The following is a 24571-nucleotide window of genomic DNA, read 5'->3' as shown; positions in this document are numbered from 1 at the left end:
ACTCGAATGCAAAGGCTCAGATCAGCAACCGGGGAACACCCATGCCGTTACCCGAAAAGATAGAAGCTGACCCCAACGCGCAACTGCTAAAACGTGGGCGGTTCAACCTGCTGCGCTGGTTTTCGCTGGGCAGCTTTCTGATCATTGCCGCCGTCGCCCTGGGGCTGGGCCATATCTCCACGCGTTTTTTGGTCGAAGAGAGTATTGAGCGGGACTCGATCCTGACCGCGCAATTTATCCAGGCCATAGGTGCGGCAGAAATCCGCCATGCCTCGATCACGCCGGGCCGCACCATGGGCGAAATGCTCGACCCGCGTCAGGACAACGCCTATCCGGATGTTCCGCCCGAGACGCGGGCCACTGCGCGCACCGAGTTTCTTGACCATGTGGAGCATCTGCCGGATCTGCTTTTGGCCACGGTTTATGCCCTTGATCGCACGGTAGTCTGGTCGACCAACCCTGAACTGGTGGGCGTGCGTATCGAAAATGACGATGAGCTGGATCAATCCTTCGAAATGAAGGAAGCGGTATCCACCAGCTATCACCAGATTGACGACGAGCGTCCTGAACAACGGCTGCTGCACGAGCCCGATTACCTGTTCGTCGAAAACTACATCCCGATGTTCAACGCCGACAAAAGTCACGTTATCGCCATGGTTGAGATCTACAAGGAACCTACGGATCTGGTCGCGCGCATCCAGCGCGGTTTCAAAAGCATCTGGCTGGCGACGATTCTGGGCGGGCTGGTGATCTACCTGGCGTTGTTCTGGATTGTGCGCCGCGCCGCCCGCTTGCTCGAAAGCCAGCAAAAGCAACTGATCGCCAACGAAACGTTTGTCGCCTTGGGAGCCATGTCTTCGGCCGTGGCCCACAGCCTGCGCAACCCGCTGGCAAACATCCGCTCAAGCGCCGAACTGTCCCAGGGCCTTGCCAGCCAGAGCGCACAGAAAAACATCGGGGATATCATCAATCAGGTCGACCGCATGTCGCGCTGGGTCCGTGAGCTGCTGGTGTCTTTGCGCCCGGCCACGGAAGAGTCCGAGGCTGTGGATCTGGTGCTGGCGCTCGAAGACACCTTGAGCGCTTTCGAACCCCTGATCCGCAGTTCGAATGTCGAAGTGCGGTTCAACGCCCCGGCGTTCGAGCCGGTAGTCAGTCAACAAGTGCTGCTCACGCAAATCCTCAACAGCCTGTTTGCCAATGCCCTGGAGGCCATGCCCAAGGGCGGCGTGCTGACGATCGACATCGAATCCTCGCAGCCGGGTCAATTGAGCATGACCTTGAGCGATACGGGTAAAGGCATGAGCCCGCAGCAGCAACAGATGGTTTTCAAACCGTTTTTTACCACCAAGCAAGGCGGCCTGGGTGTCGGCCTGGCGTTGGTTAAAAGAATCATGGAGCGCTTCGAAGGTTCGGTCGAACTGACCAGCCGAGAGCAGGAAGGAACCCGCGTGCGACTCAACTTTAAAGTGGCAACGGGAGAAGAATATGGAACACAGCATTCTGCTGGTCGAGGATGACGAACTTTTAGCCGAGAATATTCAGACTTATCTGGAGCGTAAAAACTTCGAGGTGACGATCTGCCATTCGGCTGAAGAGGCGCTGGAAAAAATGACGGCCTTCACCCCGGACGTGGTGTTGACCGACAACTCGCTGCCGGGCATGAGCGGTCATGACCTGATCCAGAAGCTGCGCGACAGCGCGCCGGATGTGAAAGTGATCATGATGACCGGTTACGGTAACGTCGAGGATGCGGTCATCGCGATGAAGGAGGGCGCCTTCCATTACGTGACCAAGCCGGTGGCCCTGGCCGAGCTCAAGCTGTTGTTGGACAAGGCCATGGCGACGGACCGTATGGAACGCACCCTGTCGTTTTACCAGGACCGTGAGGCGCAAAAATCAGGGGTCCAGGCGTTGATCGGCGAGTCGGCGCCCATGCAGTATCTCAAGGGCACCATCTCCCAGTTGCTCGACGCCGAGCGCCGCATGGCCAACACCGACCTGCCGCCGGTACTGGTGGAAGGTGAGACGGGCACAGGCAAAGAGTTGGTGGCGCGGGCGCTGCATTTCGACGGGCCGCGCAGCAAAGGCCCGTTTATTGAATTCAACTGTGCGTCGATTCCGTCCAACCTGGTGGAGTCCGAGCTGTTTGGTCATGAGAAAGGTGCCTTTACCGATGCAAAGGACCGTCGAGTGGGGCTGGTAGAAGCGGCCGATGGCGGTACGCTTTTTCTCGACGAAGTAGGCGAAATGGACCTGCTGCTGCAAGCCAAGCTGCTCAAGTTGCTGGAAGACCGGACCATCCGCCGTGTGGGCTCGGTCAAGGAGCGCAAGGTCGACCTGCGGGTGATCAGCGCCACCAATTGCAACCTGGAACAGATGGTCCAGCAGGGTAAATTCCGTCGTGACCTGTTCTTTCGGCTGCGCATCATTTCCATCAAGGTGCCGCGACTGTACAGCCGGGGTCAGGACATTCTGTTGCTGGCGCGGCACTTCCTTGCCAGCCACGGCAAGCGCTATGGCAAGCCGCTGCTGCATTTCAGCCACCAGGCCGAAGAACTGCTGCTCAGTTACAGCTGGCCGGGCAATGTGCGTGAACTGCGCAACATGCTTGAGCAAACGGTGTTGCTGGCCCAGAGCGACACCATTGCTGCGAATCAACTGAACGTGTGCCTGAGCCTGGTGGATGAGCCGCCGATGCAACAGGAGGTGCAGCATCAGGAACCACGCCCGGTGTACAACGGGATGGAGTCGATGAACCTGCCCGAAGTAGAGCGGGACATGGTGCGCAAGATGCTGGACAAGACCGACTGGAACGTCACCAAGTCGGCCCGTCTGCTGGGGCTGAGCCGGGACATGTTGCGCTACCGGATAGAAAAGCTTGGCCTGGAACGCCCGGACAAACGCCAGTGGTGAGTGCAATGCCGGGCAATATTATCTGTGGCAGCTGACTTGCCTGCGATGCGGTCTGCCACGGACATCGCGGTGATGCCATCGCGAGCAAGCCCGCTCCCACAGACACGGCAGTATTTATGTGCAACACAAGACCTGTAGGAGCTGGCTTGCCTGCGATGCGGGCGACGCGGTCTGCCAGGCACATCGCGGTGATGCCATCGCGAGCAAGCCCGCTCCCACAGACACACCAGCATGTGTGTTCAACACAAGACCTGTAGGAGCTGGCTTGCCTGCGATGCAGACGGCGCGGTCTGCCAGGCACATCGCGCTGATGCCATCGCGAGCAAGCCCGCTCCCACAGACACTCCAGCATGTGTGTTCAACACAAGACCTGTAGGAGCTGGCTTGCCTGCGATGCAGACGACGCGGTCTGCCAGGCACATCGCGGTGATGCCATCGCGAGCAAGCCCGCTCCCACAGACACGGCAGTATTTATGTGCAACACAGGACCTGTAGGAGCTGGCTTGCCTGCGATGCAGACGGCGCGGTCTTCCAGGCACATCGCGGTGATGCCATCGCGAGCAAGCCCGCTCCCACAGACACTCCAGCATGTGTGTTCAACACAAGACCTGTAGGAGCTGGCTTGCCTGCGATGCGGGCGACGCGGTTTGCCGGCACATCGAGGTGATTTCATCGCGAGCAAGCCCGCTCCCACTGAGGCGCTGTTTGTTTAGGTGATCGCTGAATCGAGGCCGGATCATTTCAGGCATTGCGCGCCGGCCCTGGCCACTTGCGCATCATGTTCGGCCTTGACCCCGGACACGCCAACGGCACCTATCACGTGCCCATCGACGATGATCGGCACGCCACCTTCCAGGGAGGTCAGCAGAGGTGCAGACAGGAAGGCGTGGCGTCCGCCGTTGACCATTTCCTCATACCCCTTTGACTCGCGCCGACCCAGCGCCGAGGTTCGGGCTTTTTCGGTGGCAATGTAGGCGCTTATGGGCGCACAGCCGTCGAGGCGCTCAAGGGCCAGCGGATGACCGCCGTCGTCGACAATGGCGATGGTGACGGCCCATTTGTTGTTCTGAGCTTCGCTGCGGGCCGCGGCAAGGATTTTGCTGACTTCTTTTTGGCTCAGTACGGCTTTGGTTTGCATGGAGGCTCTCCTGGTTGGGGCAGTGCGGCTTCGAGCAGTTCGATCCAGTGACGGACCGGGGTTCTGCCTGCACTGTCGAGATGGGACTGACAACCGATATTGGCCGTCACAATAATGTCGGGGTGTCCGCTTTCCAGGGCATTGAGTTTGTTGTCGCGCAGTTGCCGGGACAGTTCAGGCTGGGTCAGCGAATAAGTGCCCGCCGAGCCGCAGCACAGGTGGCTGTCGGGAACCACCGTCAGGTTGAATCCAAGGCCGGTCAGAAGGGTTTCAACCGCGCCGGTCAGCTTCTGCGCGTGCTGCAAGGTGCAAGGGCAGTGGAACGCCAGACGTTGATCGCTGTGGATGCCGAGCTGTTCCAGCGGCTCGCCGCGCAGTACTTCAACCAGGTCCCTGGCCAGCCCGCTGACCCTGGCCGCCTTGCGGGCATAAGCCGGATCGCGGCTGAGCAGGTGGCCATAGTCCTTGATAAAAGCGCCACAACCGCTGGCGGTTTGCACTATGGCCTCGGCACCGTCTTCAATACCGGGCCACCATGCATCGATGTTGCGGCGGGCGCGATCCAGCCCCGCCGACTGGGCGTCCAGATGATAGTCCACGGCTCCGCAGCAACCGGCCTCCCGGACGGGCATGACGCTGATCCCCAGCCTGTCCAGAACCCTGGCGGCAGCAGCGTTGGTGTTGGGTGACAGGCTGGGCTGCACGCAGCCTTCGAGCATCAGCACCTGTCGGGCATGGAGAGTAGTCGGTCGGGGTTTTGCTGGGGGCACATGGCGGGGCACCTTTGCTTGCAGGGGGGCAGGCAGCCAGGGGCGCAAGACCTGACCGCTGCTGACCAGCTTTCTGAACAGGCCCGTACTCGGGACAACACTGCGCAGGCCTTCACGCAACAAGCGCTGGCCAAGCGGCCGTGGCACTTGAGCGTCAACCACGGCCCGGCCGATATCCAGCAGGTTGTGGTAATCGACGCCGGAAGGGCAGGTGGTTTCACAATTGCGGCACGACAGGCAGCGGTCCAGATGCTGCTGGGTCTTTTCGGTCGCCTGGTGGCCTTCGAGCACTTGCTTGATCAGGTAAATACGTCCCCTCGGCCCGTCCAGCTCATCGCCGAGCAACTGGTAGGTCGGGCAGGTGGCGTTACAGAAACCACAGTGCACACAACTGCGCAGGATGCTTTCGGCCTCCAGGGCACGGGGCAGCTGGCGGGCTTTTTCGCTCAGGGTGGTCTGCATGGCTCAACACTCCGCGTACAGGCGACCGGGGTTGAAGATGCCCCGTGGATCGAGTTGTTGTTTCAGCGTGCGGTGGTAGCGCATCAGTACATCGGGCAGGGGCTGGAACGGGCTCTCGACAAGGCCGTGCCGGTAGCAGGTCGCATGCCCGCCGACTGCTGTCACTGCATGGCGAATGAGCGTTGGATCGGCATCGGACTTGAGCCAGCGTTGTGCGCCGCCCCAATCGATCAGTTGACTGCCGGGCAGGACCAGATCCGGGGTGTTGTTGGGCAAGGACAGTCGCCAGAGGGGCTGGGTTTCATCGAAGAAACTCAGTTGGTGTTCGTTGAGATCGGTCCAGTACGAAGCGTCCAGCCATTCGCCCCCCAGCCGTTCATGGGCCGCCGCCACCGAGCCTTCCCCCCCTTCAAGCCTCACGTGCAGGCGCTGGCCGTCATGGCATGCCGCACTGATCGGCAGCGGTTGCTGGCCCCACTGCGCCAGGCGCAGCAGGGCGCCAGCAGCATCCAGTTCCAGGCTGATACTCAGGCATTGTCGCGGTTTGGGCAGCACCTTGAGCGACACTTCGGTCACAACCCCCAGGGTGCCGTAGCTGCCCGCCATCAAGCGCGACAGGTCGTAGCCGGCGACGTTTTTCATCACTTCGCCACCAAAGCGCAAGTGTTTACCGTGCCCGGTGATGACCCGTGTACCGAGTACGTAGTCCCTGACCGAACCCGACCAGGGCCTGCGGGGGCCCGATAACCCGCTGGCAATCATGCCGCCTACCGTGGCGTCACCGAAGGCGGGGGGCTCGCAGGGCAGCATTTGTCGGGATTGATCCAGAACGTGGGCCAACTCCGACAGTGGGGTGCCACAGCGGGCCGTGATCACCAGCTCGGTCGGGTCATAGCTGACGATGCCCAGGTGGGATCTTGTGTCGAGCACTTCGCCCGCTACCGGGCGACCCAGGAACATCTTGCTGTTGGAGCCCTGAATACGAAGCGGGGTCGCGTATTGGAGAGCCTGCACGACCTGTTCCAGCAGGCGGTGACTGTCATCCCTGTCGTGTTCACTGTGCATCAGAAACGCTCCAGTTCAGGGAAGGGCAACTGCCCCATATGAACATGCATGGCGCCAAACTCGGCGCAGCGATGCAGGGTCGGAATATTTTTCCCGGGGTTGAGCAGGCCACCGGGATCGAAGGCCGCCTTGACCGCGTGGAACAGGGTCAGCTCATCACTGTTGAACTGCGCGCACATCTGATTGATTTTTTCGCGACCCACACCGTGCTCACCGGTAATGCTGCCGCCGACCTTCACGCACAATTCAAGGATCTTGCCGCCCAGGGCTTCGGCGCGATCGAGTTCCCCTGGCTGATTGGCATCGAACAAAATCAACGGGTGCATATTGCCGTCACCGGCGTGAAACACGTTGGCTACCCGCAGGTCGTACTCGGCCGACAACGCGGCAATGGCTTGCAGCACGCCCGGCAGCTCACGGCGCGGGATGGTGCCGTCCATGCAGTAGTAATCGGGTGAGAGGCGACCCACGGCCGGGAAGGCGTTTTTGCGCCCGGCCCAGAAACGCACCCGTTCAGCTTCGTCTTTTGCCTGGCGCACTTCGGTGGCGCCGGCCTGCTCCAGCACATGGCGCACGCGGTTGCAGTCGTCATGTACATCGGCTTCAACGCCATCGAGTTCGCACAGCAAAATGGCTTCGGCGTCGACGGGGTAGCCTGCCTGGATGAAGTCTTCGGCGGCGCGGATGGCCAGGTTGTCCATCATCTCCAGGCCGCCGGGGATGATACCTGCGCCAATGATGTCGCCCACGGCCCGACCCGCTTTCTCCACTGAATCGAATGCTGCCAGCAATACTTTGGCGGTCTGGGGCTTGGGCAGCAGTTTGACCGTGACCTCGGTGATGACGCCGAGCATGCCTTCGGAGCCGGTAAACAGCGCCAGCAGGTCGAAGCCTGGGGAGTCGAGCGCGTCCGAACCCAGGGTCAGGGGGTCACCTTCTACGGTAAGAATGTCGACCTTGAGCAGGTTGTGTACGGTCAAACCGTACTTGAGACAATGCACGCCACCGGCATTTTCCGCGACGTTGCCGCCGATTGAACAGGCGATTTGTGAGGAGGGATCGGGGGCGTAATACAGGCCAAACGGTGCTGCCGCCTGGGAAATCGCCAGGTTGCGTACACCCGGCTGCACCCGTGCAGTGCGGGCCGCAGCGTCGATGTGCAGGATCTTGTTGAAACGGGCCATCACCAGCAGCACGCCTTTTTCCAGCGGCAGTGCGCCCCCGGACAAACCGGTACCGGCCCCGCGTGCGACGACCGGGACACGTAATTCATGGCAGATCTGCAACACGCCCTGCACCTCGTCGAGGTGACGAGGCAGCACCACCAGCAGGGGCGTGGTGCGGTAGGCGGACAGTCCGTCGCACTCGTAGGGCTTGAGTTCTTCACGCTGATGCAGGACTTCAAGGTCCGGCAAACGTGCTTGCAAGGTGTGCAGCAGCAGGGCTAAATCGACGTCGGGCAGGATGCCATCGACGCGTTCATCGTAAAGGATGTTCATGGCGGCTCACGACACTCGATTGTTTTTATTAGAGGTCTGTATCCGGATGCAGCGGTCCATCATTGGACTCGGGCGCGCTCCTGTCCATGTATTGTTTGGCGGGTGGAAACGATTTTGTAAAGGTTGCGATGGCGCAAGCAAGCCCGTCGCAGGGCAACGTGCAGGTCTGCGGGGTGAGGGTAGTGGCTGTCCGGTCAGCGCCGGATGCGATTTTTTTGCCAGCTCAGATCGCTGTGAAACGTTCCCGTATCACCGCGCATCACGTAGAGGGAGGCCCTGTAGGCCGATGACAATCGGGAACATTGCAGACCGCGAATCTTGCTGTATGCCCACATCCAGCCGTGGGTTGTCCTGGTGCTCATCCTTCATCCTGCTTGTTCATCACCTGACCCCTGAGATCTGCATAATCAATGACTTGAGCCTGTTTGGACCGGCTCTGGCCCAGTAGTTCCCCAGCTCATTTATGGCAGTAGGTCAGGAGGGGCCGTCGGGTGGTGTGAAGGGCAGTGCGAGGCGAGGTGATCTGGCCACCTGACCGCCTGTTGGCGGCAAGTGGGCCGGAGCATCTCTGGAGCAGGCAGTGACGCCTAGAGCAGTTGGTCAATCAGGACCGCATTGGTGTAGATCAGGCTACCGTCGCTCGATTGATGACCGACCAAATGGAACTGACCACGGTCGAGGTGCAAATAGACGCGCATCTGGCAGTCCGACAACGGGCCATAGCCTTGGGGCAGGGTCAGATCCAGTGTGCTCATGTCGACGTCGACCATGACTTCAGGCTCCTGGGTTTTCTGCAGGCGTTCCTCGGCTTGTTCCATGCGTCGATGGAGGGGACCGTCGACGTAGAAATGGATCTCGCCGACCGGGATGGGACTTTCGCCGGGACTGTTTTTGCACCAGCCTTCAATCGTCAGGGCACTCATGACAACACCTCCACTGTGGATGGCTGACTCTTGGCAGCGCTTGGCGCGCTGCTTGCCATAACGTGTCTGACCTTCACGGTCAGGCCGGGTTCGTCTTTTATGACCAGCGGTGAACGTGGGCCTTCGTTCTGCCCTGTATCCGGGGCATCTACTCCTGAGGCGCCAGGTCGCCGTACCAGTAGGCTGCGGTGACACCGCCATCCATCAGGAAGTCACTGCCGGTGATGAATGTCCCTTCAGGCCCCATCAACAGTGCTGCGACCGAACCAACTTCATCGGGTGTGCCGCCACGGCCGGCGGCGCAGAGGTTGATCATGCGCTGGTAGCCTTCGCCGCGTGGACCGCTGAGTTCATCTCTGGCCAATGGGGTAAAGATGATGCCCGGGCTGATGGTATTGACCCGTGCCCCGCGCTTGCCCCAACGCACCGCCTCGGCCATGACGCGCAACGAATTACCGCGTTTGGAAATCTGATAAGCGTGCAATGGATCGCTCACCTGTTCTGCCTGAAGCATCGGCAGTGCCAGTAACTCTTCGACAGGGGTGGTGGCCAGTGCCTTGTTTTGCTCTGGCGTGAGGGCGGGCAGGCGATGGCCTGATTGCGAGGCGATGACCACTGCTGATCCACCTTCGGCGATCACGTTGCCGAACACTTCCAGCACCAGTGCCGTGCCATACAGATCCACACGCAGGATGGTCGATACCGGCGCCTGGGACGGAGAAACACCGGCAGCGTGGATCAGTGCGCAGACCTCGCCAATGGTGGTTGCCAATTTAACCAGGGCCTGGACCGACTCACGTGAGGACACATCGACGACAGCCGTGGTGACCTCGAAGCCTGCGTCGAGCAACACCGTGGCCGCCGCCTCGGCGTTCTCCAGCCGCAGGTCGGCCAGCAGCACGTGTTTGCCTGCGCTGATACGGCGGGCAATAGCTTGGCCAATGGAGCCTGCGCCTATGACGACGGTGACGCTACGGGTGTTCTTCATGAATACCTCGAGTGAATGTTGATGGCAGCGACTGAGTGTTTCTTGCCGCAGTTATCGTAGCCGCAACTGGCGAGAGCGTTAGAACGTACGGGAATTAAAGGCCTTGGGCGTACTGTTGGTCGCTGACCTGCTCCATCCAGTCCACCACCTTTTCGTCCTGTACTTCGGCAATGGCGATATGAGTCATCGCCGTGGTGGCGGTCGCTCCATGCCAGTGTTTGACATTAGGTGGGATCCACACGGTGTCTCCCGGTTTGATTGAACGGGCGGGTTGCCCCAGTTCCTGTACCAGGCCGGATCCGGCGGTCACGATCAAGGTCTGGCCCAGCGGGTGGGTGTGCCAGGCAGTGCGGGCTCCGGGCTCGAAGGTCACCGTAGCACCGCTGACACGGGCGTCCTGGGTTCCCTTGAAAGGCGCATCGACGCGAACGGTACCGGTGAAGTAATCACCTGGCCCCTTGGCCGATGGCTGAGAGCCGTTGGGATGGATGATGAGCATTGACTTCTCCTCTGCGGGTACATCAAGGGCGAGCAATGACAGCGATAAGGCTGTGGCTGCGAGGTTTTTCATGACGATTCGCTCAGGGCAATGGCCGCCGGTAAAGGCTGATGGCCAGCAGCCTGAAAAATTGAAAGCCCCAATGCGCTGTGTGCCTTGGCAGGCGTGAGCGCTGCTGATCTGGAGCAAGATATTCAATCTATCAGCTGCGAATTATTATGATTAGTCGCTAGAATTCGAAAATACTTATGTGAGTGCCTCATTAATGCTCAGGGAAAACGCCAGCGATCTGCTTGCCTTCCTCGCTGTTGCGAGGGAGCGAAGTTTTACCAAGGCAGCTGCCAGACTCGGGGTCTCGCAATCTGCGCTCAGTCACACAATTCGTGGCTTGGAAGCTCGGCTGGGGCTGCGCCTGTTGACCCGTACCACGCGCAGCGTTTCGCCCACCGAGGCGGGCGAGCGGTTGATGAGGCGGGTAGGGCCTCATTTCGAGGAAATCGAAATCGAACTGGCCGGCCTGAGTGATTTGCGCGACACCCCTGCGGGCACAATCCGGATCAATGCCATGGACCATGTGCTGGATCAGATCATTCGGCCGGTGCTCAAGGACTTTCTCCCCAGGTATCCGGACATTTCGGTGGAAGTCTGCTGCGATTACAGCTTTGTCGACATTGCCGCCCAAGGCTTTGATGCCGGTGTCAGGTTGGGCGAGGATGTGGCACAGGGCATGATTGCCACGCGGATCGGGCCGGACATGCGCATGTCGGTCGTGGGTTCACCTGACTACTTTGCCCATCGAACATTACCCAATACCCCTAGGGCGCTGACAGATCACTTGTGCAACAACCTGCGGTTGCCCACCAATGGTGGACTGTATGCCTGGGAGTTTGCCAAGGAGGGTGAAAGCCTCAATGTGCGGGTGACGGGCCAAGTGACCTACAACGGTGTTTATCAACTGCTGCAAGCGGCGCTGGATGGTTTTGGGCTGAGTTACATTCCCCACGATCTGGTCGTGCCCCACCTCAACGCAGGGCGCCTGATCCATGTGCTGGAAGACTGGTCGCCACGATTTGCCGGGTTTCACCTCTACTACCCGAGTCGACGCCAGGCTTCACCTGCGTTTGCCTTACTGGTGGAAGCATTGCGCTACAAGGCCTGATCCTCTTCTATGCTCGATTTATGGCCAATCCATGGCCATAAATCATCAGTAGCTTTAACCGGGTTGTCTGGCGGTTTGGCGGGTCAACGGCTTGTTCCTGAACTGCGTCAGTTGATAGGCGATCGCCAGCCAGATGAACCATGCAGGCATCACGCACAGGGCGAGGCGGGTGTCAGGTCGCAGGGCAAGCAGGCACAGCACAAATGCCAGGAATGCCAGGGACAACCATGCCACGGGCAGGCCTCCTGGCATCTTGTAGCGGGATTGTGCATGCAGGTCGGGCCGTGTTTTGCGATAAGCAATATAGGACGCCAGGATGGTCGACCAGGTAAAGATCACCAGGATGGCCGACACTGTCGACACGATTGTAAAGGCGGTCATGACTTCAGGGATGATAAACAGCAGCAGTACGCCCACCAGCATCAGGAATGTTGTGAAGGCCAGGCTGGTGAGAGGAACACTGTTTTTCGAGAGCCGCTTGAAGATGCGAGGCGCATTACCCAGGTCGGCCAGGCCGAACAGCATCCGGCTGGACGAGAAAACCCCACTGTTGGCGGACGATGCTGCAGAGGTCAGAACGACAAAGTTCACGATGCCCGCAGCCGCCGGAAACCCTGCGATCAGGAACAGTTCAACAAAAGGGCTTTTGTTGGGGGAAACCTGCTGCCATGAAGTCACAGCGATGATGCAGGCCAGTGCCAGAACATAAAACAAGATGATTCTGAGGGGGATGGAGTTGATGGCTTTGGGCAAGGTTTTTTCAGGCGACTTGGTTTCAGCGGCCGCCGTACCGATCAGCTCGGTGCCCGCGAATGAAAAGATCGCCATCTGAAAGCCAGCAAAAAAGCCGAATAGCCCGTTGGGAAATGCAGCCTGCTTGTCCAGCAGGTGTGACAGTGAAGCCGTTACTCCCGTCGGAGAGACGAAGGAGCTGGCGATGAGCACGACACTCACGCCGATAAGCGTAACGACCGCAATGATCTTGATGATCGCGAACCAGAACTCGACTTCACCAAACAGCCTGACGGTGAGCACATTCAGCGCAAACAGGGTGAACATCATGCCAATGGCGGGTATCCAGGCCGGAACATCGGGGAACCAGTACTGAAAGAACCCCCCGACCACCACGGCATCCCCAACAACGGCAACACTCCAGCTCAACCAGTATGACCACCCCAGAAAGAAGGCTGCCCGAGGGCCAAGATAGGCACCGGCGAAATCAGCAAAGCTCTTGAAGTTGAGGTTGGATAACAGCAGTTCTCCCATGGCGCGCATGACGAAGTAAACAAAGAGTCCGATGATCATGTAGATCAGAATGATCGATGTTCCGGACAGGGCGATGATCTTTCCGGACCCCATGAACAGGCCGGTGCCAATAGCGCCGCCCATGGCCATGAGTTGAATGTGACGATTGCTGAGCGTGCGCTGTAAAGCGGGCCGCTCTGTTAAATCATGGGTGTCAGTTTTCATCACAAAACCTCTTGATTTTATGTTTTTGAGTTTTGGCAGAAAAAGAGTGCGCGTTTATTTTTATAAGTAGCGTGGTCATGTCTTGCGAGTTAATAAGGCGGTCAGGGCGGTGGCTGCCAAGTGAGGTATCGAGACACGGCACCTGCCTGACAAGCAAACGGCTGAGTATTTCAGCTCGCTGAAAAGTGTCGCGTCTCAATGGGCAAGGTGGCCGAAACAGTAGTGGCCTCATCAATCAACTGATACAGGTTCTTGATGTTTTTCGGGGAGGGCACCAGGTGGATTTCTTCACCGAGGGCATACTTGCGGGCCTGGTCATGCAAATAACGAAGCGAAGAGAAATCTTCAAGGGCAAAGCCTACAGAGTCGAACACCGTGACTTGGGTGTCGCTTTCGCGTCCTGGTTCGTTGTCCCGAACAATGCGGAAGTATTCGATGACCGGAAAATCAGGGGCCAGTTGCTGAATGTCACCTTCGATGCGTGTCTGGGGTTCAAACTCGACGACGACCCGGGCGTTACGCAGGATATCTGCGTGCAGTTCGGTTTTCCCCGGGCAGTCACCGCCCACCGCGTTGATATGCATGCCCGGCTCGATCATGTCGGGGGTCAGAATGGTCGCGTAGGCCTTGTCCGCCGTCACGGTGGTGATGATGTCGACACCTTTGACCGCTTCATGCACCGAAGAGGCCACGGTGACAGTGATGCCGGTATACGCCTCCAGGTTCTGCTTGAGCTTCAACGAAGCAGCACGATCGATATCAAATATCTGCACCTCGTTGATCCCCAGCATTTCATGAAAGGCAATGGCCTGGAATTCGCTCTGGGCACCGTTTCCGATAATGGCCATGCGGGTCGAGTTCTTGCGGGCCAGGGACTGTGCCACCAGAGCCGACGTTGCCGCCGTGCGCACCGCCGTGGTCAGGGTGAGTTCGCTGAGGAAAGTGGGGTATCCGCTCCCGACATCGGCCAATACGCCAAAGGCCATGACGGTCGGCAGGTTTCTGATGGCATTGGCAGGATGGCCGTTGACGTATTTGAACGAGTACTGCTTGCCATCATCCGTCGGCATCAACTCAATGACACCGGACTCAGAGTGATTGGCGGTGCGCGGGGATTTATCAAAGTCAGCCCAGCGGCAGTAATCGGCCTTGATATAAAGAGCCATTTGCTGGATGGCATTGCCGACGCCAATATTTGCAAACAGCGTAGCGGCGTGATCAACGTTTATAAATAAAGTCATTGGTATGGATCTCGAAGTTGCGAGGCGTGAAAGTTTTATCGGCTACAGATAATCAGTGTTACTTGCTTTCATACCCGTGAAGTACGTTGACCGCATTGATCCCGATTTCATCGACCATATAACCGCCTTCCATGACAAAGAGCGTGGGGGCGCCAACCGTGGCAATGATTTCACCCATGCCAAAGAAGTCATGACTTTCCAGAAGAAAGTGGCTGATCGGGTCATCCTTGAACGTGTCGACACCCAACGAGATAACCAACAGTTCAGGGGCAAACTCCTTGAGTTTTTTGCAGGCGTGAACCAGAGCATTCTGATAGCTCTGCCAGGTCGTGTTTTTTGGCAAGGGGTAGTTGAGGTTATACCCCTCGCCGGCACCTGCGCCGCATTCGGAACTGAAGCCGGAGTAGTAAGGATAGGAAACCGACGGTTCCCCATGCAGGGAGACAAACATCACATCTTTTCGGTCATAAAAGATGTTCTGTGTTCCATTGCCATGGTGGAAGTCGACATCCAGAACTGCCACGCGTTTTGCACCATGAGTCACTGCATGCTGAGCGGCAATGGCCGCGTTATTCAGATAGCAATAGCCACCCATGTATTCGCGTGCAGCATGGTGTCCGGGCGGACGACACAGGGCAAAGGCGCTGTTCTGGCCTTCGTTGATCAATGACAGGCCAGTGAGTGCAATATCGGCACTGGTTTTAACTGCTTCCCAGGTGGTGCTGGTGATCGGCGAACCGGCATCCATGGCAAAGAAGCCGAGCTTGCCATCGATAAAGTCGGGGACGTGATCATTCGACAAGTCGCGCACGGGCCATACCAAGGGAAGGGCGTCATGGGTCCGGCCGATTGCCGTCCATTCGGACCAGGCGGTTTCCAGAAACGAAACATAGCGCTCGCTGTGAGCGTTGACGTAGCACGCCCGATCGAATGATCGCGGAGCGATGATCTCGCCGAGCCCGACATGCCGGACTCTGTCCCGTACGGTATCGGCCCGGCTTGGCTGTTCGAAAGAAGGCTTGAGGACACCGTCCTTCAGTTCGGTGCCGTGGTGCAGTCGATGAGAATCACTGAAAACTGTGAACATTTTTTCGCATCCGTTTTTTTATTCAGGTATCTATTTTGTTCTGGTCTGGATGCGATTTCTTTGCTTTTTTTGTTTGTGTGATTAGTATGTTTAGTAATATTTTCCTTATTAAATAAAAAATATGAAAAAAAATACCAGTCGCGTCGTTCTTGATGAAACCGATCTTTCCATCCTTGCCTTGCTGCAAGAAGACGCAAGCATTTCCAACGCAGAATTGAGCGAACGGCTTTCCTTGAGCCTTACGCCCTGTTGGAGGCGGCGTAAAAGAATGGAAGAAGAGGGCGTGATCAAGGGCTACCAGGCGAACCTGGACCGGCGGATGCTGGGGCTGGATATCATGGCATTTGTTCACATCCGTTTTGCCACGCACACCGATCAGACCCCGGAAGCCTTTGAGGCGGTCATCAAGCAACTTCCCGAGGTCCTGTCGTGCCACAAGATCACGGGTGATGCCGACTACCTTTTACAAGTGCTGGCTCAGGATCTTGACAGTTACAGTGACTTTGTCGAAAGCGTATTGAGGCGACAGCTAGGTATTGCGTCAATTCAGTCAAGCCTGGCATTGCGCGAGGTCAAGAGCACCAGCCGTGTGGCTATCGCGGGGCAGGCCACGAAGTAACACCGGGCAGTTACCGGCGGATACGGATTTTTTGATAAGTGCGGTTGTTATAAAAAGTGCCTGTGTCGCCTCGAAGTGCATACAGCGTTGCTCTGTAGGCAGAGGACAGCGGCGGGCACAACAGGCTGCGCATCTTGCGATATGCCCACATCCAGCCATGTCCGGGTACGTGGGTCATAGAGCTGCCTCAATGGGATGGGATTCGCCTGATGCATAATGCGTCAGGTGGCAGGAATGAGGGGTGTTTGCAGAGTCCATAAGCCCGTCCATGGTTGTCGTTGCATTGGCGTTGTTTTTTAGGCGGGTAAAACAGTGTTCATTACGTGGGTGGTCTACTAATAAGGATGTTAATTAATGTCTTGTTTTGTTCGGCGCCATAAAAGCGTGGCGTGCTCTTCGAGTTAACGGTTTTCAGGAAGGCAGGTGTGCAGTGCCGGACAAGAAGCCGGATTGATAATAGTACTAAACTTGCTGATTTGTAACCGGCTTGACTGTTATCTATTGTTATATGTGTTTGAATTGACGGGTTGTTGGCGCCATTTGGATGGCTGGTTGTTTTACCAAGTTTTGATCCTGCTTTATATGGGCTGAGTGGTTGTTCATGTGTTGATTACTGTTTGACGAGTTATTGGCGCCATTCAAATGCCTTATTGCTGTCCCGTGGCTGGATTTTGTTTTATATGGCTTTTCTTTTGTTTTATTTTTTTATAGATTAGCCGTTATGGCACCATGTTTTGTGTGGACTCCTGACCGATTAAGGACTAATTGAACAGCTTTTGCGGGGTGTTGGGCCCCTTGTTAACAATAAAAGCACAGTGGGCAGCCGCTTTTGTGGCTAAATGTCAGGCCATCCTGCAGGGCAGGTTGCTCGATGCTGACGGCGATCATTATTTTTCGTCAGACTACTTGGGGCAGGTGGGTGAAGCGCTGGTTTACCGTGGCATACAGTAAATCCAACTTCACGTCTCAGTGACTAAAGTCGAACTAAGTTAATCAGGGGTATCGGTTAAGCTTATTGGTTATCCCTCGCTTTACAGAGTGTTCATGCTTCACACAAGGAAGGAATGAAGAGAATGGAGGGCGGACATTTTGTACAAGTTATCGCCGTTACAAGCGGCAAGGGGGGCGTAGGCAAGACCGTTGTAGCGGTTAACCTCTCATTGGCGCTGGCAGAACTCGGCAAGCGGGTTGTATTGCTGGAAGCTGACTTGGGATTGTCGAATATAGGTGTTCTGCTGGGGCTTAACCCGCGGTACACCCTTGCCGATCTGATCGAGGGCCGCTGCGAGTTGACCGATGTGTTGATGCGAGGGCCTGGCGGGGTGCTCATTGCCCATGCCGCGTCAGGTGATCAGAGCCTGGCGCATTTGTCTGCAGCTCAGTATGCAGGCTTGATTCAGGTCTTCAGCGACATAGCTGACACGCTCGATGTGCTGGTGATTGATACCGCTTCGGGTATCGGTGAATCGGTAGTCAGCTTCGTTCGGGCTGCCCGGGAAGTCTTGCTGGTGGTGTGTGACGAGCCGACCTCGATTACCAACGCGTATGCGCTTATCAAGCTGCTTAATCGAGACCATGGCATCAGCCGTTTTCGGGTCTTGGCCAATATGCAGCACCATCCCATGGACGGCCAAAGGCTGTTCGCAAAGCTGGTCAAGATTACGGATAACTTTTTAAGCGTAACGCTGCAGTATGTGGGGGCCATTCCGTACGACCAGGAGGTCCGCAAGGCTGCGCATATACAACGAGCCGTTTACCGAAACTTTCCGCGTTCCAAGAGCGCAAAGGCATTCAGGGCTATTGCTCAAAAGATCGATGCCTGGCCAATTTCAAACAGTCCGCGAGGACACATAGAGTTCTTCATAGAGGGACTGGTGAGTAACTCTATGAGATGAGGTTGTTGTTTGGCCGTTGAGTGTTAACTGTTTTTTTGTGTCTGTTGATACAGGTAGTTGTACTTGCCTGTTTCAAGCGGGCGCAAGCGTTATTGATTTCAGGGGTGTCAGGTGTCGTGAGTCACGGTCACATACACTTCGGGTGTCGATGACGAAAATCATTACTTGAAACAGCAGGGACCAGGGGGAGTTTCCCCCTTGACCTGTCACGTCACCGTATTTATCCAGAGAGCATAAGCCAATGTCTAAAGTTGCCAGATACCGGGACCTCGAACGTCAGATCATTGAACAACAGCGGGTCCTGGAGGCGCTCAAGAACGACAAGTCCTTTCAAGTAGAAGCCGAGTTTGAACACAAGTTGCGCACACTGATGGAGGCGTACGGGGTCAACCTCCATCAGATCGTGGCTTTGCTTGAACCGGTTGATGCTCGTGCAACCGACAACGGCGCGGGTGTGGCCAAGGCCCCGCGCACTCCCCGGGTTCTCAAGCGTTACCTGAACCCGCACACCCATCAAGTCGTCGAGACCAAGGGGGGCAATCACAAGATGCTTCAGGCCTGGAAAAAGGAGCATGGCCCGGATCAGGTCGGAAGCTGGCTACTGACATAAGTCATGGACGGATCGAGCACGTGAATCTCAGGCGTCTCTTCAAGGCCCGTGACCCAGTGGCAAAAGAGGGAATTACGCCTCATTGAGCCAGAAACGCGACACCCACATTGAGCTGAAACTTTGGCTGATGTAGAACTCCCTGGCGTGTTTGTCCAAGTTGTTCAATCCTCGTGGTACGGGCCAGAAAATGAAAATAAAAACCAATCGAACGCTAGCCACACCGTTGCTCATCTCGCTTCTGATGCTTCAGGGAACACAAGCCTTTGCCGAAGAGAGCAGCGCTGCTCCTTCCAATCTATTGACTGCCGCAGTCGCCTGGAAGCAAACGGCTGCCGAGTTCGAAGCGCTTTACTATCAAGGCTTCAATGTAGCGAGGATGCAACTCGATCGAGCACTCCAGGCTCACAAGAAGGGGGATCGCCCTTTGGCTGTCATCAGCGATGTCGATGACACCGTTCTGGGCAGCAACAGCTACTGGGGTTACATGATCAACTCGGGAAAAGAGTTTTTTGATGACGGTGCGTGGGACAAATGGGTTGCTGACAATGGCCCTGTAGCCACACCCGGAGCGTTGGAGTTTCTGAACTACGCACACTCCAAGGGGGTAGAGGTTTTCTATGTCACGAGCCGTGATCAAGGTGAAAATACCTTTCAATATGCCCTGGAAAATCTCCGTAAAAACAAACTGCCTTTTGCCGACGATAAGCACCTGACGGTTTATCGCGACAGCTCCAACAAAGAACCCCGACAGCTGGAGATCGCCAAAGATTTTGACGTGGTCGTGATGCTGGGTGACAACCTCAACGACTTCAAGCGCAAGTATTACGTTGCCGACGTCAAGCAACGCCTGAACCTGATGACTGAAGATAAAGAGCAGTTCGGTCGCAAGTTCATCATCTTCCCGAACCCTACCGACGGGCATTGGCTCAAGGCTATTTTTGGCGACTCTGAACCGCCTGCAACGGCTGACAACCGCAGCAAGTTCAAGGCAGCGGCGGGTTCAACCGCCTGGCAGCCCAAGGAGTAACACACAGATGAACCTGCGCTCGCGGCCAGAAAGATCCTTGATGGATGGAGGGATAACGAAGGGCAGCGCAGGTAAACCCTCAAACAGCGCCTTGGGTGGCGATGTTGCAATATTGCCCTTTGAAATACAGCAGTGGCTGCGTAACTGGAGTTGCTTGCAGGCTTAACGCTTTCACTTCGCCAATCACGATCAGGTGATCACCGGCGGCATGTTCGGCGTTAATTTCACAATCCAGCCAGTGCAGGCTCCCGGCAATGATCGGATTACCCAGCGGCGATTGTTGCCACTCGACGGCGTGCCACTTGTCCGTGCCTTTGCGAGCGAACTGGTTGGAGATCCCGGCCTGCTCGTCCGACAGGATATTGACTACGAATCGGCCAGCCTGGCGAATTTTTGGATAGCTGGCCGAACTGGCCATGACGCTGAATGACACCAGCGGCGGGCTCGTCGACACGCTATAGAACGACTGGCAGGTGAAGCCAATCGGCTCGCCATCCAGCTGTGACGTAATCACCGTGATACCGGATGCGTAATGCCCGAGCGCTTCGCGAAAGCTCAATGGCTCGATAGTCGTGTTGGGAAGTGACATGGCAAGTCCTGAAAATGGGGTGCAACCCGAGCGTGAGAAAAGGCCTGAAGTAGCCGTGAATGTCGGCTGACTTGAGCGGTGGCCAGTGCTGGAAGCGGGCCCGACAGTCCGCTTCCCGTGCACCACTTGCGGCTTTAACTCAGCGCTGGTTCAAGAGTTCTCTTCGAACGATGTCTGCCCCTGCACTTAACGCGTTCAGCTTGCCTCTTGCTACCTGGCGAGGCAGGGGGGCCATGCCGCAGTTGGTGCAAGGATAGAGCTTGTCGGCGTCGACGAACTGAAGTGCTTTGCGCAACGTGTTGGCAACTTCCTCGGGTGTTTCAATGATATGGCTGGCCACATCAATGGCCCCGACCATCACTTTCTTACCGCGAATGAGTTCAATCAGGTCCATGGGGACATGAGAGTTGTGACACTCCAGCGAGATGATGTCGATACTGGATTTTTGCAGCTTGGGAAAGGCTTCCTCATACTGGCGCCACTCGGACCCCAGGGTTTTTTTCCAGTCGGTATTGGCCTTGATGCCATAGCCATAGCAAATGTGCACAGCCGTTTCACATTTAAGGCCTTCAATTGCTCTTTCCAGGGTGGCCACCCCCCATTCATTCACCTCGTCAAAGAACACGTTAAAGGCAGGTTCATCAAACTGGATGATGTCGACACCGGCAGCTTCCAATTCCCTGGCTTCTTCATTGAGGATCTTGGCGAATTCCCAAGCCAGTTTTTCGCGACTTTTGTAGTGATTGTCATAAAGCGTATCGATCATGGTCATGGGGCCCGGCAGCGCCCATTTGATAGGTTGACTGGTTTGCTGTCGCAAGAACTTGGCATCGTCGACAAAAACCGGCTTTTGGCGAGCAACCGCGCCCACGACCGTCGGTACGCTCGCATCATAGCGATCACGAATCCTGACGGTTTCACGCTTCTCGAAATCAACACCGCTGAGGTGCTCAATAAAGGTGGTGACGAAGTGTTGGCGCGTCTGTTCACCATCACTGACTATGTCAATGCCCGCGTGCTGTTGTTCCTGAAGTGCCAGTCGCAAGGCATCTTGTTTGCCTTCGACCAACTCCTCATCTTGCAGTTTCCAGGGAGACCACAGTGTCTCGGGTTGTGCAAGCCAGGCGGGTTTAGGCAAGCTGCCAGCCGTTGAAGTGGGTAGCAATTTTTTCATGTTAGAAGACCTTGAATATGTTAGGTGTCAAAGAGAGTAATTAGCCGACCACTGCTCAAGTACTGCCTGATAGGGTTTGATAAAGTGCTCTTCAACAAACTTGCCCTGTTCAACAGCCAGCTGGCTACGTTCTTCTCGGTTGTAAACAATTCGAGTCAGTGAATAGTCCTGGTGCTTCAAGCTGGGCTGATAGGATTTCCCGGCGGCCGAATTCGCATTGTAGATTTCAGGGCGGTAGATCTTTTGGAACGTGTCCATCGTACTGATGGTGCTGATGAGTTCAAGGTTGGTGTAATCACCCAGCAAGTCGCCCGAGAAATAAAAAGCCAAAGGCGCCACACTGTTGGCCGGCATGAAGTAGCGGACTTTCAACCCCATTTTCTTGAAGTATTCATCCGTTAAAGAATATTCATCCTGCTGGTATTCAATGCCCAGTACGGGGTGCTGGTTTTCAGTGCGATGGTAGGTTTTGGTGTTCGAGACGCTCAGGCATATAACGGGTGATTTGTTGAAGTTATCCGTGTAGGTGCTTGAATTCACGAAGCACTTGAACAGATTCCCGTGGAGGTCGCCAAAATGCTCAGGTGTGCTGAATTCGGACCGGCCCTCATTGTGCCCCGGCAGCGCCACGCTGAAGTCGTAGTCACGCACGTACGAAGAGAAGTTATTCCCGACCATGCCGTCAACGCGTTCATTGGTTTTTCGATCAATGATGCAGGTCTTCAGGAGTTCAATCAAAGGGATGGCAGTGCTGCTGTTTTCATTGTCGATGTTCATCTCGACGGAAATAATGTCGAGTTCAACCGTGTAGCGATCGCCTTTAGGGTTGTCCCAGTGGGCCAAGGCATTGAAGCGGTTGTCGATCATCTTCAACGTGTTGCGCACATTCTCCTGGCGACTCTTTCCTCTGGCCAAATTAGCAAAATTGGTCGTGATGCGCGTATTTTCGGAGGGGTGATAGTCTTCGTCGAAACGAAGGCTCTTGATCGTAAATGAGAACGCGGTGTTCATTGTAATTTGCCATCCTGATGTCTGAGATAAGTCCTGAATGTGTTTATTATTTTTCAGTGTTTTCCACTGTTATTTTCTGGTTTTTTTCTCAGTAAAATGTAGAGTGCCTGTCATTAAGACGTATTTTAAGCCGGGCGATTGATTGAGCGACAATGAATTGATTTCACTAAATCGTTAGTCCTGTTCATGATGGGATTTACGTTGAATTGCAGGCATTAATATCTGGCAGAATTCAATGCATTGGCTCGACTTTCATGGCGGCCATTTCATTTAATCGCGGCTAACAACCCTCCCTCTTGTTTAAAAGACCACGCTGCTGGGCAATGACAGGTGTTTGCGAGCCATCAGTCGCTTTTGTGTGCCGTCAGGCAAAGCGTGGGCTCTAAACCGTCTGCGGGCTGGAATAAACGGCGATTCTTTGCTTGAGTTTATCTACTGCTACACACGTCGACCCATAAGGGGCCGGTCCTGGAGAATGCAATGAGCCCTCGATCTCTACGTTCCGCCGCACTGGCTGTTACTGTGACCCTCGGTCTTTTCCCCGGCGCGGATGCCGCCGAATACAGCAGCGTAAATCCCGCGGCCAGCACCCTGAGTTTTACCTTCAACCAGATGGGATCGAGGGTCTATGGCACCTTTGGCAAGTTTGTCGGGACTCTCGAATTCGACACCGCACACCCCGAGGCGGCCCGGGCCAGGCTGACCATCGACCTCGACAGCATCGACGCCGGTAGCGAAGACGCCAACACCGAGCTGCAAAAGCCTGCCTGGTTCGATACCACGGCTTATCCCGTGGCGATCTTTGAGTCGACCCGCATCAAGGACATGGGAAACAATCGTTACCAGATCACGGGCAACCTCACACTCAAGGGGGTTACCCGGGAAGTGACAGTGCCGGTGCTGCTGAAGTCAGATCGAACCATTGGCATTTTCGACGCCGAGCTGGTGCTCAAGCGCAGTGACTTCAAGGTCGGCGCCGGGGAGTGGTCCGACAGCCTGGTTTCCGATGACATCGACATACGCTTTCGGATGGTTGCGCCGGAGCACTGAGAGTATTGGGTGTGGTCCAGCCCGCGCTGGACCGTTGCCCCTGCTTAGATCCAGACGTCGTTGTCGGCCGTACGCTCACCCCCTTCATGGCCGGTATTCAGTACCCCTCGCGGTTCAATCATCATGAGCCGGGCTTCGCCTTCGGCAGCTGTTCTGTGTTCGACCCCTCGCGGAACCACATAAAGTTCACCCGGCGCGACATACACGCTGCCGTGGGGTAGATCGATGCGCAGCGTGCCTTCTATCACCAAAAAGGCTTCATCGGTTTCCGGATGTGAATGCCAGATGAACTCACCTTCAATGCGCACCACCTTGAACTGATACTCGTTCATCTCGGCGATTACCCGTGGGCTCCACTGCTGCTCGATGAGGGAGGCTTTTTGGGCAAGGTTGATGGCATGTGTGGCTGGTTGTCGGGTTTGATGCATGACTGACTCTCCATTACAAACGGGAGCCATCACACTAACGAACGGGCGCGGGTCCCGGCTTGTACGATCCTGCACGTTGACGCTCGCTTCCCAGGCGCTCCAGCCAGCGCATTGGCGGCACGCCGTAGCAGGCAGTGAAATGCCGGGTCATATGGCTTTGGTCATGGAAGCCTGCCGCCAGTGCGGCATCCACGAGGGTGAACCGATCAAGGATCAGTGCGCGAAAACGGTCAAGCCGGCGCAATGTCACAAAGCGATAGGGGCTGGTGCCAAATAACGCCCTGAAGTCTCGCGACAGGCTCCACCGCTCCCGGCCACTGGCATGCTCAAGCATCTCCAGCGTGATGGTCATGTGAAGATTGGCCATGATGAAGTCCCGGGCCCGCAGGCTCGCCTGGTAGTCCAGCTTCTTGCGCCCCCGGGGTTTGCCTGCGACAGCGCGCAGCGCCATCGCGAGGTCGAACAGGGCGTCCTGTTCCTCCAGGGGATCGAGGGGGTGGTCCATTGCCTGTACGAAAGCCTGGCTGGCGTTATACAGGCGTACATCGTCAGACAGCCCACCCGGCACATAGGGCAGCGATTCGCCCCCCAATACGTGCTGAATCAGGGCAGGGTCCACATAAGCCATCCGGTAGCGAAAGCCCGCTTCGGTCCCGGCCATGCCGTCATGCAACTCGTCCGGGTGCAATACCAGCGTATTGCCCGGCATACCGTGGCGCATGCTGCCCTTGTAGTGAAAGCTCTGTACGCCCGACATCGTCCGCCCGATGGAGTAGGTGTCATGACGGTGCGGGTCATAGCCATGCCCCCCGAACCATGCCTCGATTCGTTCAATTCGTCCGGGTTCGGCGTTACGCAGAACCCAGTCCGTAGCGGGCAACGATGTATGCCGATTCATGAAGAGTTATCCAATAGAACCTTGGGGGCTGATGGTTCGTGCTGAACGCTGGA

General features: G+C 56.5%; 23 protein-coding genes. 8 read left to right on the top strand and 15 right to left on the bottom strand.

Annotated features, from left to right (window positions below):
• Positions 1-41 precede the first annotated feature (41 nt).
• Complete coding sequence (locus AACY07_RS15055; protein WP_133079455.1) at positions 42-1520, top strand: ATP-binding protein; 1479 nt, start codon at positions 42-44, stop codon at positions 1518-1520.
• The gene (locus tag AACY07_RS15050; protein WP_133079456.1) at positions 1489-2916 is read left to right on the top strand and encodes a sigma 54-interacting transcriptional regulator; all 1428 of its coding nucleotides are present in this window, start codon (positions 1489-1491) and stop codon (positions 2914-2916) included. The genes AACY07_RS15055 and AACY07_RS15050 overlap by 32 nt, the downstream gene beginning before the upstream one ends.
• Before the next feature lie 736 nt (positions 2917-3652).
• Here AACY07_RS15050 and AACY07_RS15045 read toward each other — a convergent pair.
• The 7 genes from AACY07_RS15045 to AACY07_RS15015 form a co-directional block, all read right to left on the bottom strand.
• Positions 3653-4054: a heme-binding protein gene (locus tag AACY07_RS15045; RefSeq protein WP_339475679.1), complete on the bottom strand. Its 402-nt coding sequence runs from the start codon at positions 4052-4054 to the stop codon at positions 3653-3655.
• The gene (glcF, locus tag AACY07_RS15040; RefSeq protein WP_339475677.1) at positions 4033-5286 is read right to left on the bottom strand and encodes a glycolate oxidase subunit GlcF; all 1254 of its coding nucleotides are present in this window, start codon (positions 5284-5286) and stop codon (positions 4033-4035) included. Before glcF ends, AACY07_RS15045 begins: the two co-directional genes overlap by 22 nt.
• Positions 5287-5289: 3 nt before the next feature.
• Positions 5290-6351 carry a glycolate oxidase subunit GlcE gene (glcE, locus tag AACY07_RS15035; RefSeq protein WP_339475675.1) on the bottom strand — a complete coding sequence of 354 codons (1062 nt, stop codon included), beginning with the start codon at positions 6349-6351 and terminating at the stop codon, positions 5290-5292.
• Complete coding sequence (gene glcD, locus AACY07_RS15030; RefSeq protein WP_339475672.1) at positions 6351-7850, bottom strand: glycolate oxidase subunit GlcD; 1500 nt, start codon at positions 7848-7850, stop codon at positions 6351-6353. Before glcD ends, glcE begins: the two co-directional genes overlap by 1 nt.
• Positions 7851-8437: 587 nt before the next feature.
• Positions 8438-8773: a hypothetical protein gene (locus AACY07_RS15025; protein WP_326426970.1), complete on the bottom strand. Its 336-nt coding sequence runs from the start codon at positions 8771-8773 to the stop codon at positions 8438-8440.
• Positions 8774-8921: 148 nt separating this feature from the next.
• Positions 8922-9761: an SDR family oxidoreductase gene (locus AACY07_RS15020; RefSeq protein ID WP_339475669.1), complete on the bottom strand. Its 840-nt coding sequence runs from the start codon at positions 9759-9761 to the stop codon at positions 8922-8924.
• A 94-nt stretch (positions 9762-9855) separates the two neighbouring features.
• Positions 9856-10332: a (R)-mandelonitrile lyase gene (locus AACY07_RS15015; RefSeq protein ID WP_445261383.1), complete on the bottom strand. Its 477-nt coding sequence runs from the start codon at positions 10330-10332 to the stop codon at positions 9856-9858.
• A 193-nt stretch (positions 10333-10525) separates the two neighbouring features.
• Here AACY07_RS15015 and AACY07_RS15010 point away from each other — a divergent pair, with 193 nt between their 5' ends.
• On the top strand, positions 10526-11419 hold the full coding sequence (locus AACY07_RS15010) for a LysR family transcriptional regulator (protein WP_339475920.1): 894 nt from the start codon (positions 10526-10528) through the stop codon (positions 11417-11419).
• Positions 11420-11473: 54 nt separating this feature from the next.
• On the opposite strand, the gene AACY07_RS15005 is transcribed toward AACY07_RS15010, so the two are convergent.
• The 3 genes from AACY07_RS15005 to AACY07_RS14995 form a co-directional block, all read right to left on the bottom strand.
• Positions 11474-12889: an amino acid permease gene (locus AACY07_RS15005; RefSeq protein ID WP_133078628.1), complete on the bottom strand. Its 1416-nt coding sequence runs from the start codon at positions 12887-12889 to the stop codon at positions 11474-11476.
• 170 nt (positions 12890-13059) lie between these two features.
• Positions 13060-14130 (bottom strand): ornithine cyclodeaminase, encoded by a 1071-nt coding sequence (locus tag AACY07_RS15000; RefSeq protein WP_339475664.1) that lies wholly within the window; start codon positions 14128-14130, stop codon positions 13060-13062.
• A 58-nt stretch (positions 14131-14188) separates the two neighbouring features.
• Positions 14189-15217 carry a histone deacetylase family protein gene (locus tag AACY07_RS14995; protein WP_339475662.1) on the bottom strand — a complete coding sequence of 343 codons (1029 nt, stop codon included), beginning with the start codon at positions 15215-15217 and terminating at the stop codon, positions 14189-14191.
• Positions 15218-15338: 121 nt separating this feature from the next.
• On the opposite strand from AACY07_RS14995, the gene AACY07_RS14990 reads away from it, so the two are divergent.
• The 4 genes from AACY07_RS14990 (at position 15339) to AACY07_RS14975 (ending at position 19368) form a co-directional block, all read left to right on the top strand.
• A complete protein-coding gene (locus tag AACY07_RS14990; protein ID WP_133078631.1) occupies positions 15339-15836 on the top strand; it encodes a winged helix-turn-helix transcriptional regulator in 498 nt (165 codons plus the stop codon).
• A 1073-nt stretch (positions 15837-16909) separates the two neighbouring features.
• A complete protein-coding gene (locus tag AACY07_RS14985) occupies positions 16910-17731 on the top strand; it encodes a P-loop NTPase (protein ID WP_133078632.1) in 822 nt (273 codons plus the stop codon).
• Positions 17732-17972: 241 nt separating this feature from the next.
• Positions 17973-18341, top strand: a complete 369-nt coding sequence (locus AACY07_RS14980; protein ID WP_339475657.1) for a histone-like nucleoid-structuring protein, MvaT/MvaU family — start codon at positions 17973-17975, stop codon at positions 18339-18341.
• A gap of 187 nt (positions 18342-18528) precedes the next feature.
• On the top strand, positions 18529-19368 hold the full coding sequence (locus AACY07_RS14975; protein ID WP_339475655.1) for a 5'-nucleotidase, lipoprotein e(P4) family: 840 nt from the start codon (positions 18529-18531) through the stop codon (positions 19366-19368).
• A gap of 79 nt (positions 19369-19447) precedes the next feature.
• Here AACY07_RS14975 and AACY07_RS14970 read toward each other — a convergent pair whose 3' ends face one another.
• The 3 genes from AACY07_RS14970 to AACY07_RS14960 form a co-directional block, all read right to left on the bottom strand.
• On the bottom strand, positions 19448-19957 hold the full coding sequence (locus AACY07_RS14970; RefSeq protein ID WP_133078635.1) for a flavin reductase: 510 nt from the start codon (positions 19955-19957) through the stop codon (positions 19448-19450).
• Positions 19958-20096: 139 nt separating this feature from the next.
• A complete protein-coding gene (locus AACY07_RS14965) occupies positions 20097-21131 on the bottom strand; it encodes a methionine synthase (protein WP_338647756.1) in 1035 nt (344 codons plus the stop codon).
• A gap of 27 nt (positions 21132-21158) precedes the next feature.
• Complete coding sequence (locus tag AACY07_RS14960; RefSeq protein ID WP_339475653.1) at positions 21159-22142, bottom strand: DUF1852 domain-containing protein; 984 nt, start codon at positions 22140-22142, stop codon at positions 21159-21161.
• A 480-nt stretch (positions 22143-22622) separates the two neighbouring features.
• Between AACY07_RS14960 and AACY07_RS14955 the strand changes: the two genes are divergently transcribed.
• Positions 22623-23192, top strand: a complete 570-nt coding sequence (locus AACY07_RS14955) for a YceI family protein (protein WP_339475650.1) — start codon at positions 22623-22625, stop codon at positions 23190-23192.
• Between the two features lie 44 nt (positions 23193-23236).
• On the opposite strand, the gene AACY07_RS14950 is transcribed toward AACY07_RS14955, so the two are convergent.
• Complete coding sequence (locus AACY07_RS14950) at positions 23237-23620, bottom strand: cupin domain-containing protein (protein WP_133078639.1); 384 nt, start codon at positions 23618-23620, stop codon at positions 23237-23239.
• Positions 23621-23654: 34 nt separating this feature from the next.
• Positions 23655-24518, bottom strand: coding sequence for an AraC family transcriptional regulator (locus AACY07_RS14945; protein WP_339475648.1), 864 nt, complete (start codon positions 24516-24518; stop codon positions 23655-23657).
• Between the last annotated feature and the right edge of the window lie 53 nt (positions 24519-24571).

The organism is Pseudomonas sp. RL_5y_Pfl2_69 (assembly GCF_963970465.1).
Classification (GTDB): Bacteria; Pseudomonadota; Gammaproteobacteria; order Pseudomonadales; family Pseudomonadaceae; genus Aquipseudomonas.
Note: the sequence above shows the minus strand (reverse complement) of the source record. Positions and strands in the feature narration are given on the sequence as shown.

Excerpts from the sequence above, each read along its gene's own strand:
- glcD (WP_339475672.1), bottom strand. The coding sequence starts at position 7,850 with ATGAACATCCTTTACGATGAACGCGTCGATGGCATCCTGCCCGACGTC.
- AACY07_RS14950 (WP_133078639.1), bottom strand. The coding sequence starts at position 23,620 with ATGCATCAAACCCGACAACCAGCCACACATGCCATCAACCTTGCCCAA.
- AACY07_RS14970 (WP_133078635.1), bottom strand. The coding sequence starts at position 19,957 with ATGTCACTTCCCAACACGACTATCGAGCCATTGAGCTTTCGCGAAGCG.
- AACY07_RS14965 (WP_338647756.1), bottom strand. The coding sequence starts at position 21,131 with ATGAAAAAATTGCTACCCACTTCAACGGCTGGCAGCTTGCCTAAACCC.
- AACY07_RS15050 (WP_133079456.1), top strand. The coding sequence starts at position 1,489 with ATGGAACACAGCATTCTGCTGGTCGAGGATGACGAACTTTTAGCCGAG.
- glcE (WP_339475675.1), bottom strand. The coding sequence starts at position 6,351 with ATGCACAGTGAACACGACAGGGATGACAGTCACCGCCTGCTGGAACAG.
- AACY07_RS15020 (WP_339475669.1), bottom strand. The coding sequence starts at position 9,761 with ATGAAGAACACCCGTAGCGTCACCGTCGTCATAGGCGCAGGCTCCATT.
- AACY07_RS14960 (WP_339475653.1), bottom strand. The coding sequence starts at position 22,142 with ATGAACACCGCGTTCTCATTTACGATCAAGAGCCTTCGTTTCGACGAA.
- AACY07_RS15015 (WP_445261383.1), bottom strand. The coding sequence starts at position 10,332 with ATGAAAAACCTCGCAGCCACAGCCTTATCGCTGTCATTGCTCGCCCTT.
- AACY07_RS14990 (WP_133078631.1), top strand. The coding sequence starts at position 15,339 with ATGAAAAAAAATACCAGTCGCGTCGTTCTTGATGAAACCGATCTTTCC.
- AACY07_RS14955 (WP_339475650.1), top strand. The coding sequence starts at position 22,623 with ATGAGCCCTCGATCTCTACGTTCCGCCGCACTGGCTGTTACTGTGACC.
- AACY07_RS15010 (WP_339475920.1), top strand. The coding sequence starts at position 10,526 with ATGCTCAGGGAAAACGCCAGCGATCTGCTTGCCTTCCTCGCTGTTGCG.
- AACY07_RS15025 (WP_326426970.1), bottom strand. The coding sequence starts at position 8,773 with ATGAGTGCCCTGACGATTGAAGGCTGGTGCAAAAACAGTCCCGGCGAA.
- AACY07_RS15005 (WP_133078628.1), bottom strand. The coding sequence starts at position 12,889 with ATGAAAACTGACACCCATGATTTAACAGAGCGGCCCGCTTTACAGCGC.
- AACY07_RS14975 (WP_339475655.1), top strand. The coding sequence starts at position 18,529 with ATGAAAATAAAAACCAATCGAACGCTAGCCACACCGTTGCTCATCTCG.
- glcF (WP_339475677.1), bottom strand. The coding sequence starts at position 5,286 with ATGCAGACCACCCTGAGCGAAAAAGCCCGCCAGCTGCCCCGTGCCCTG.
- AACY07_RS15045 (WP_339475679.1), bottom strand. The coding sequence starts at position 4,054 with ATGCAAACCAAAGCCGTACTGAGCCAAAAAGAAGTCAGCAAAATCCTT.
- AACY07_RS14980 (WP_339475657.1), top strand. The coding sequence starts at position 17,973 with ATGTCTAAAGTTGCCAGATACCGGGACCTCGAACGTCAGATCATTGAA.
- AACY07_RS14995 (WP_339475662.1), bottom strand. The coding sequence starts at position 15,217 with ATGTTCACAGTTTTCAGTGATTCTCATCGACTGCACCACGGCACCGAA.
- AACY07_RS14985 (WP_133078632.1), top strand. The coding sequence starts at position 16,910 with ATGGAGGGCGGACATTTTGTACAAGTTATCGCCGTTACAAGCGGCAAG.
- AACY07_RS15055 (WP_133079455.1), top strand. The coding sequence starts at position 42 with ATGCCGTTACCCGAAAAGATAGAAGCTGACCCCAACGCGCAACTGCTA.
- AACY07_RS15000 (WP_339475664.1), bottom strand. The coding sequence starts at position 14,130 with ATGACTTTATTTATAAACGTTGATCACGCCGCTACGCTGTTTGCAAAT.
- AACY07_RS14945 (WP_339475648.1), bottom strand. The coding sequence starts at position 24,518 with ATGAATCGGCATACATCGTTGCCCGCTACGGACTGGGTTCTGCGTAAC.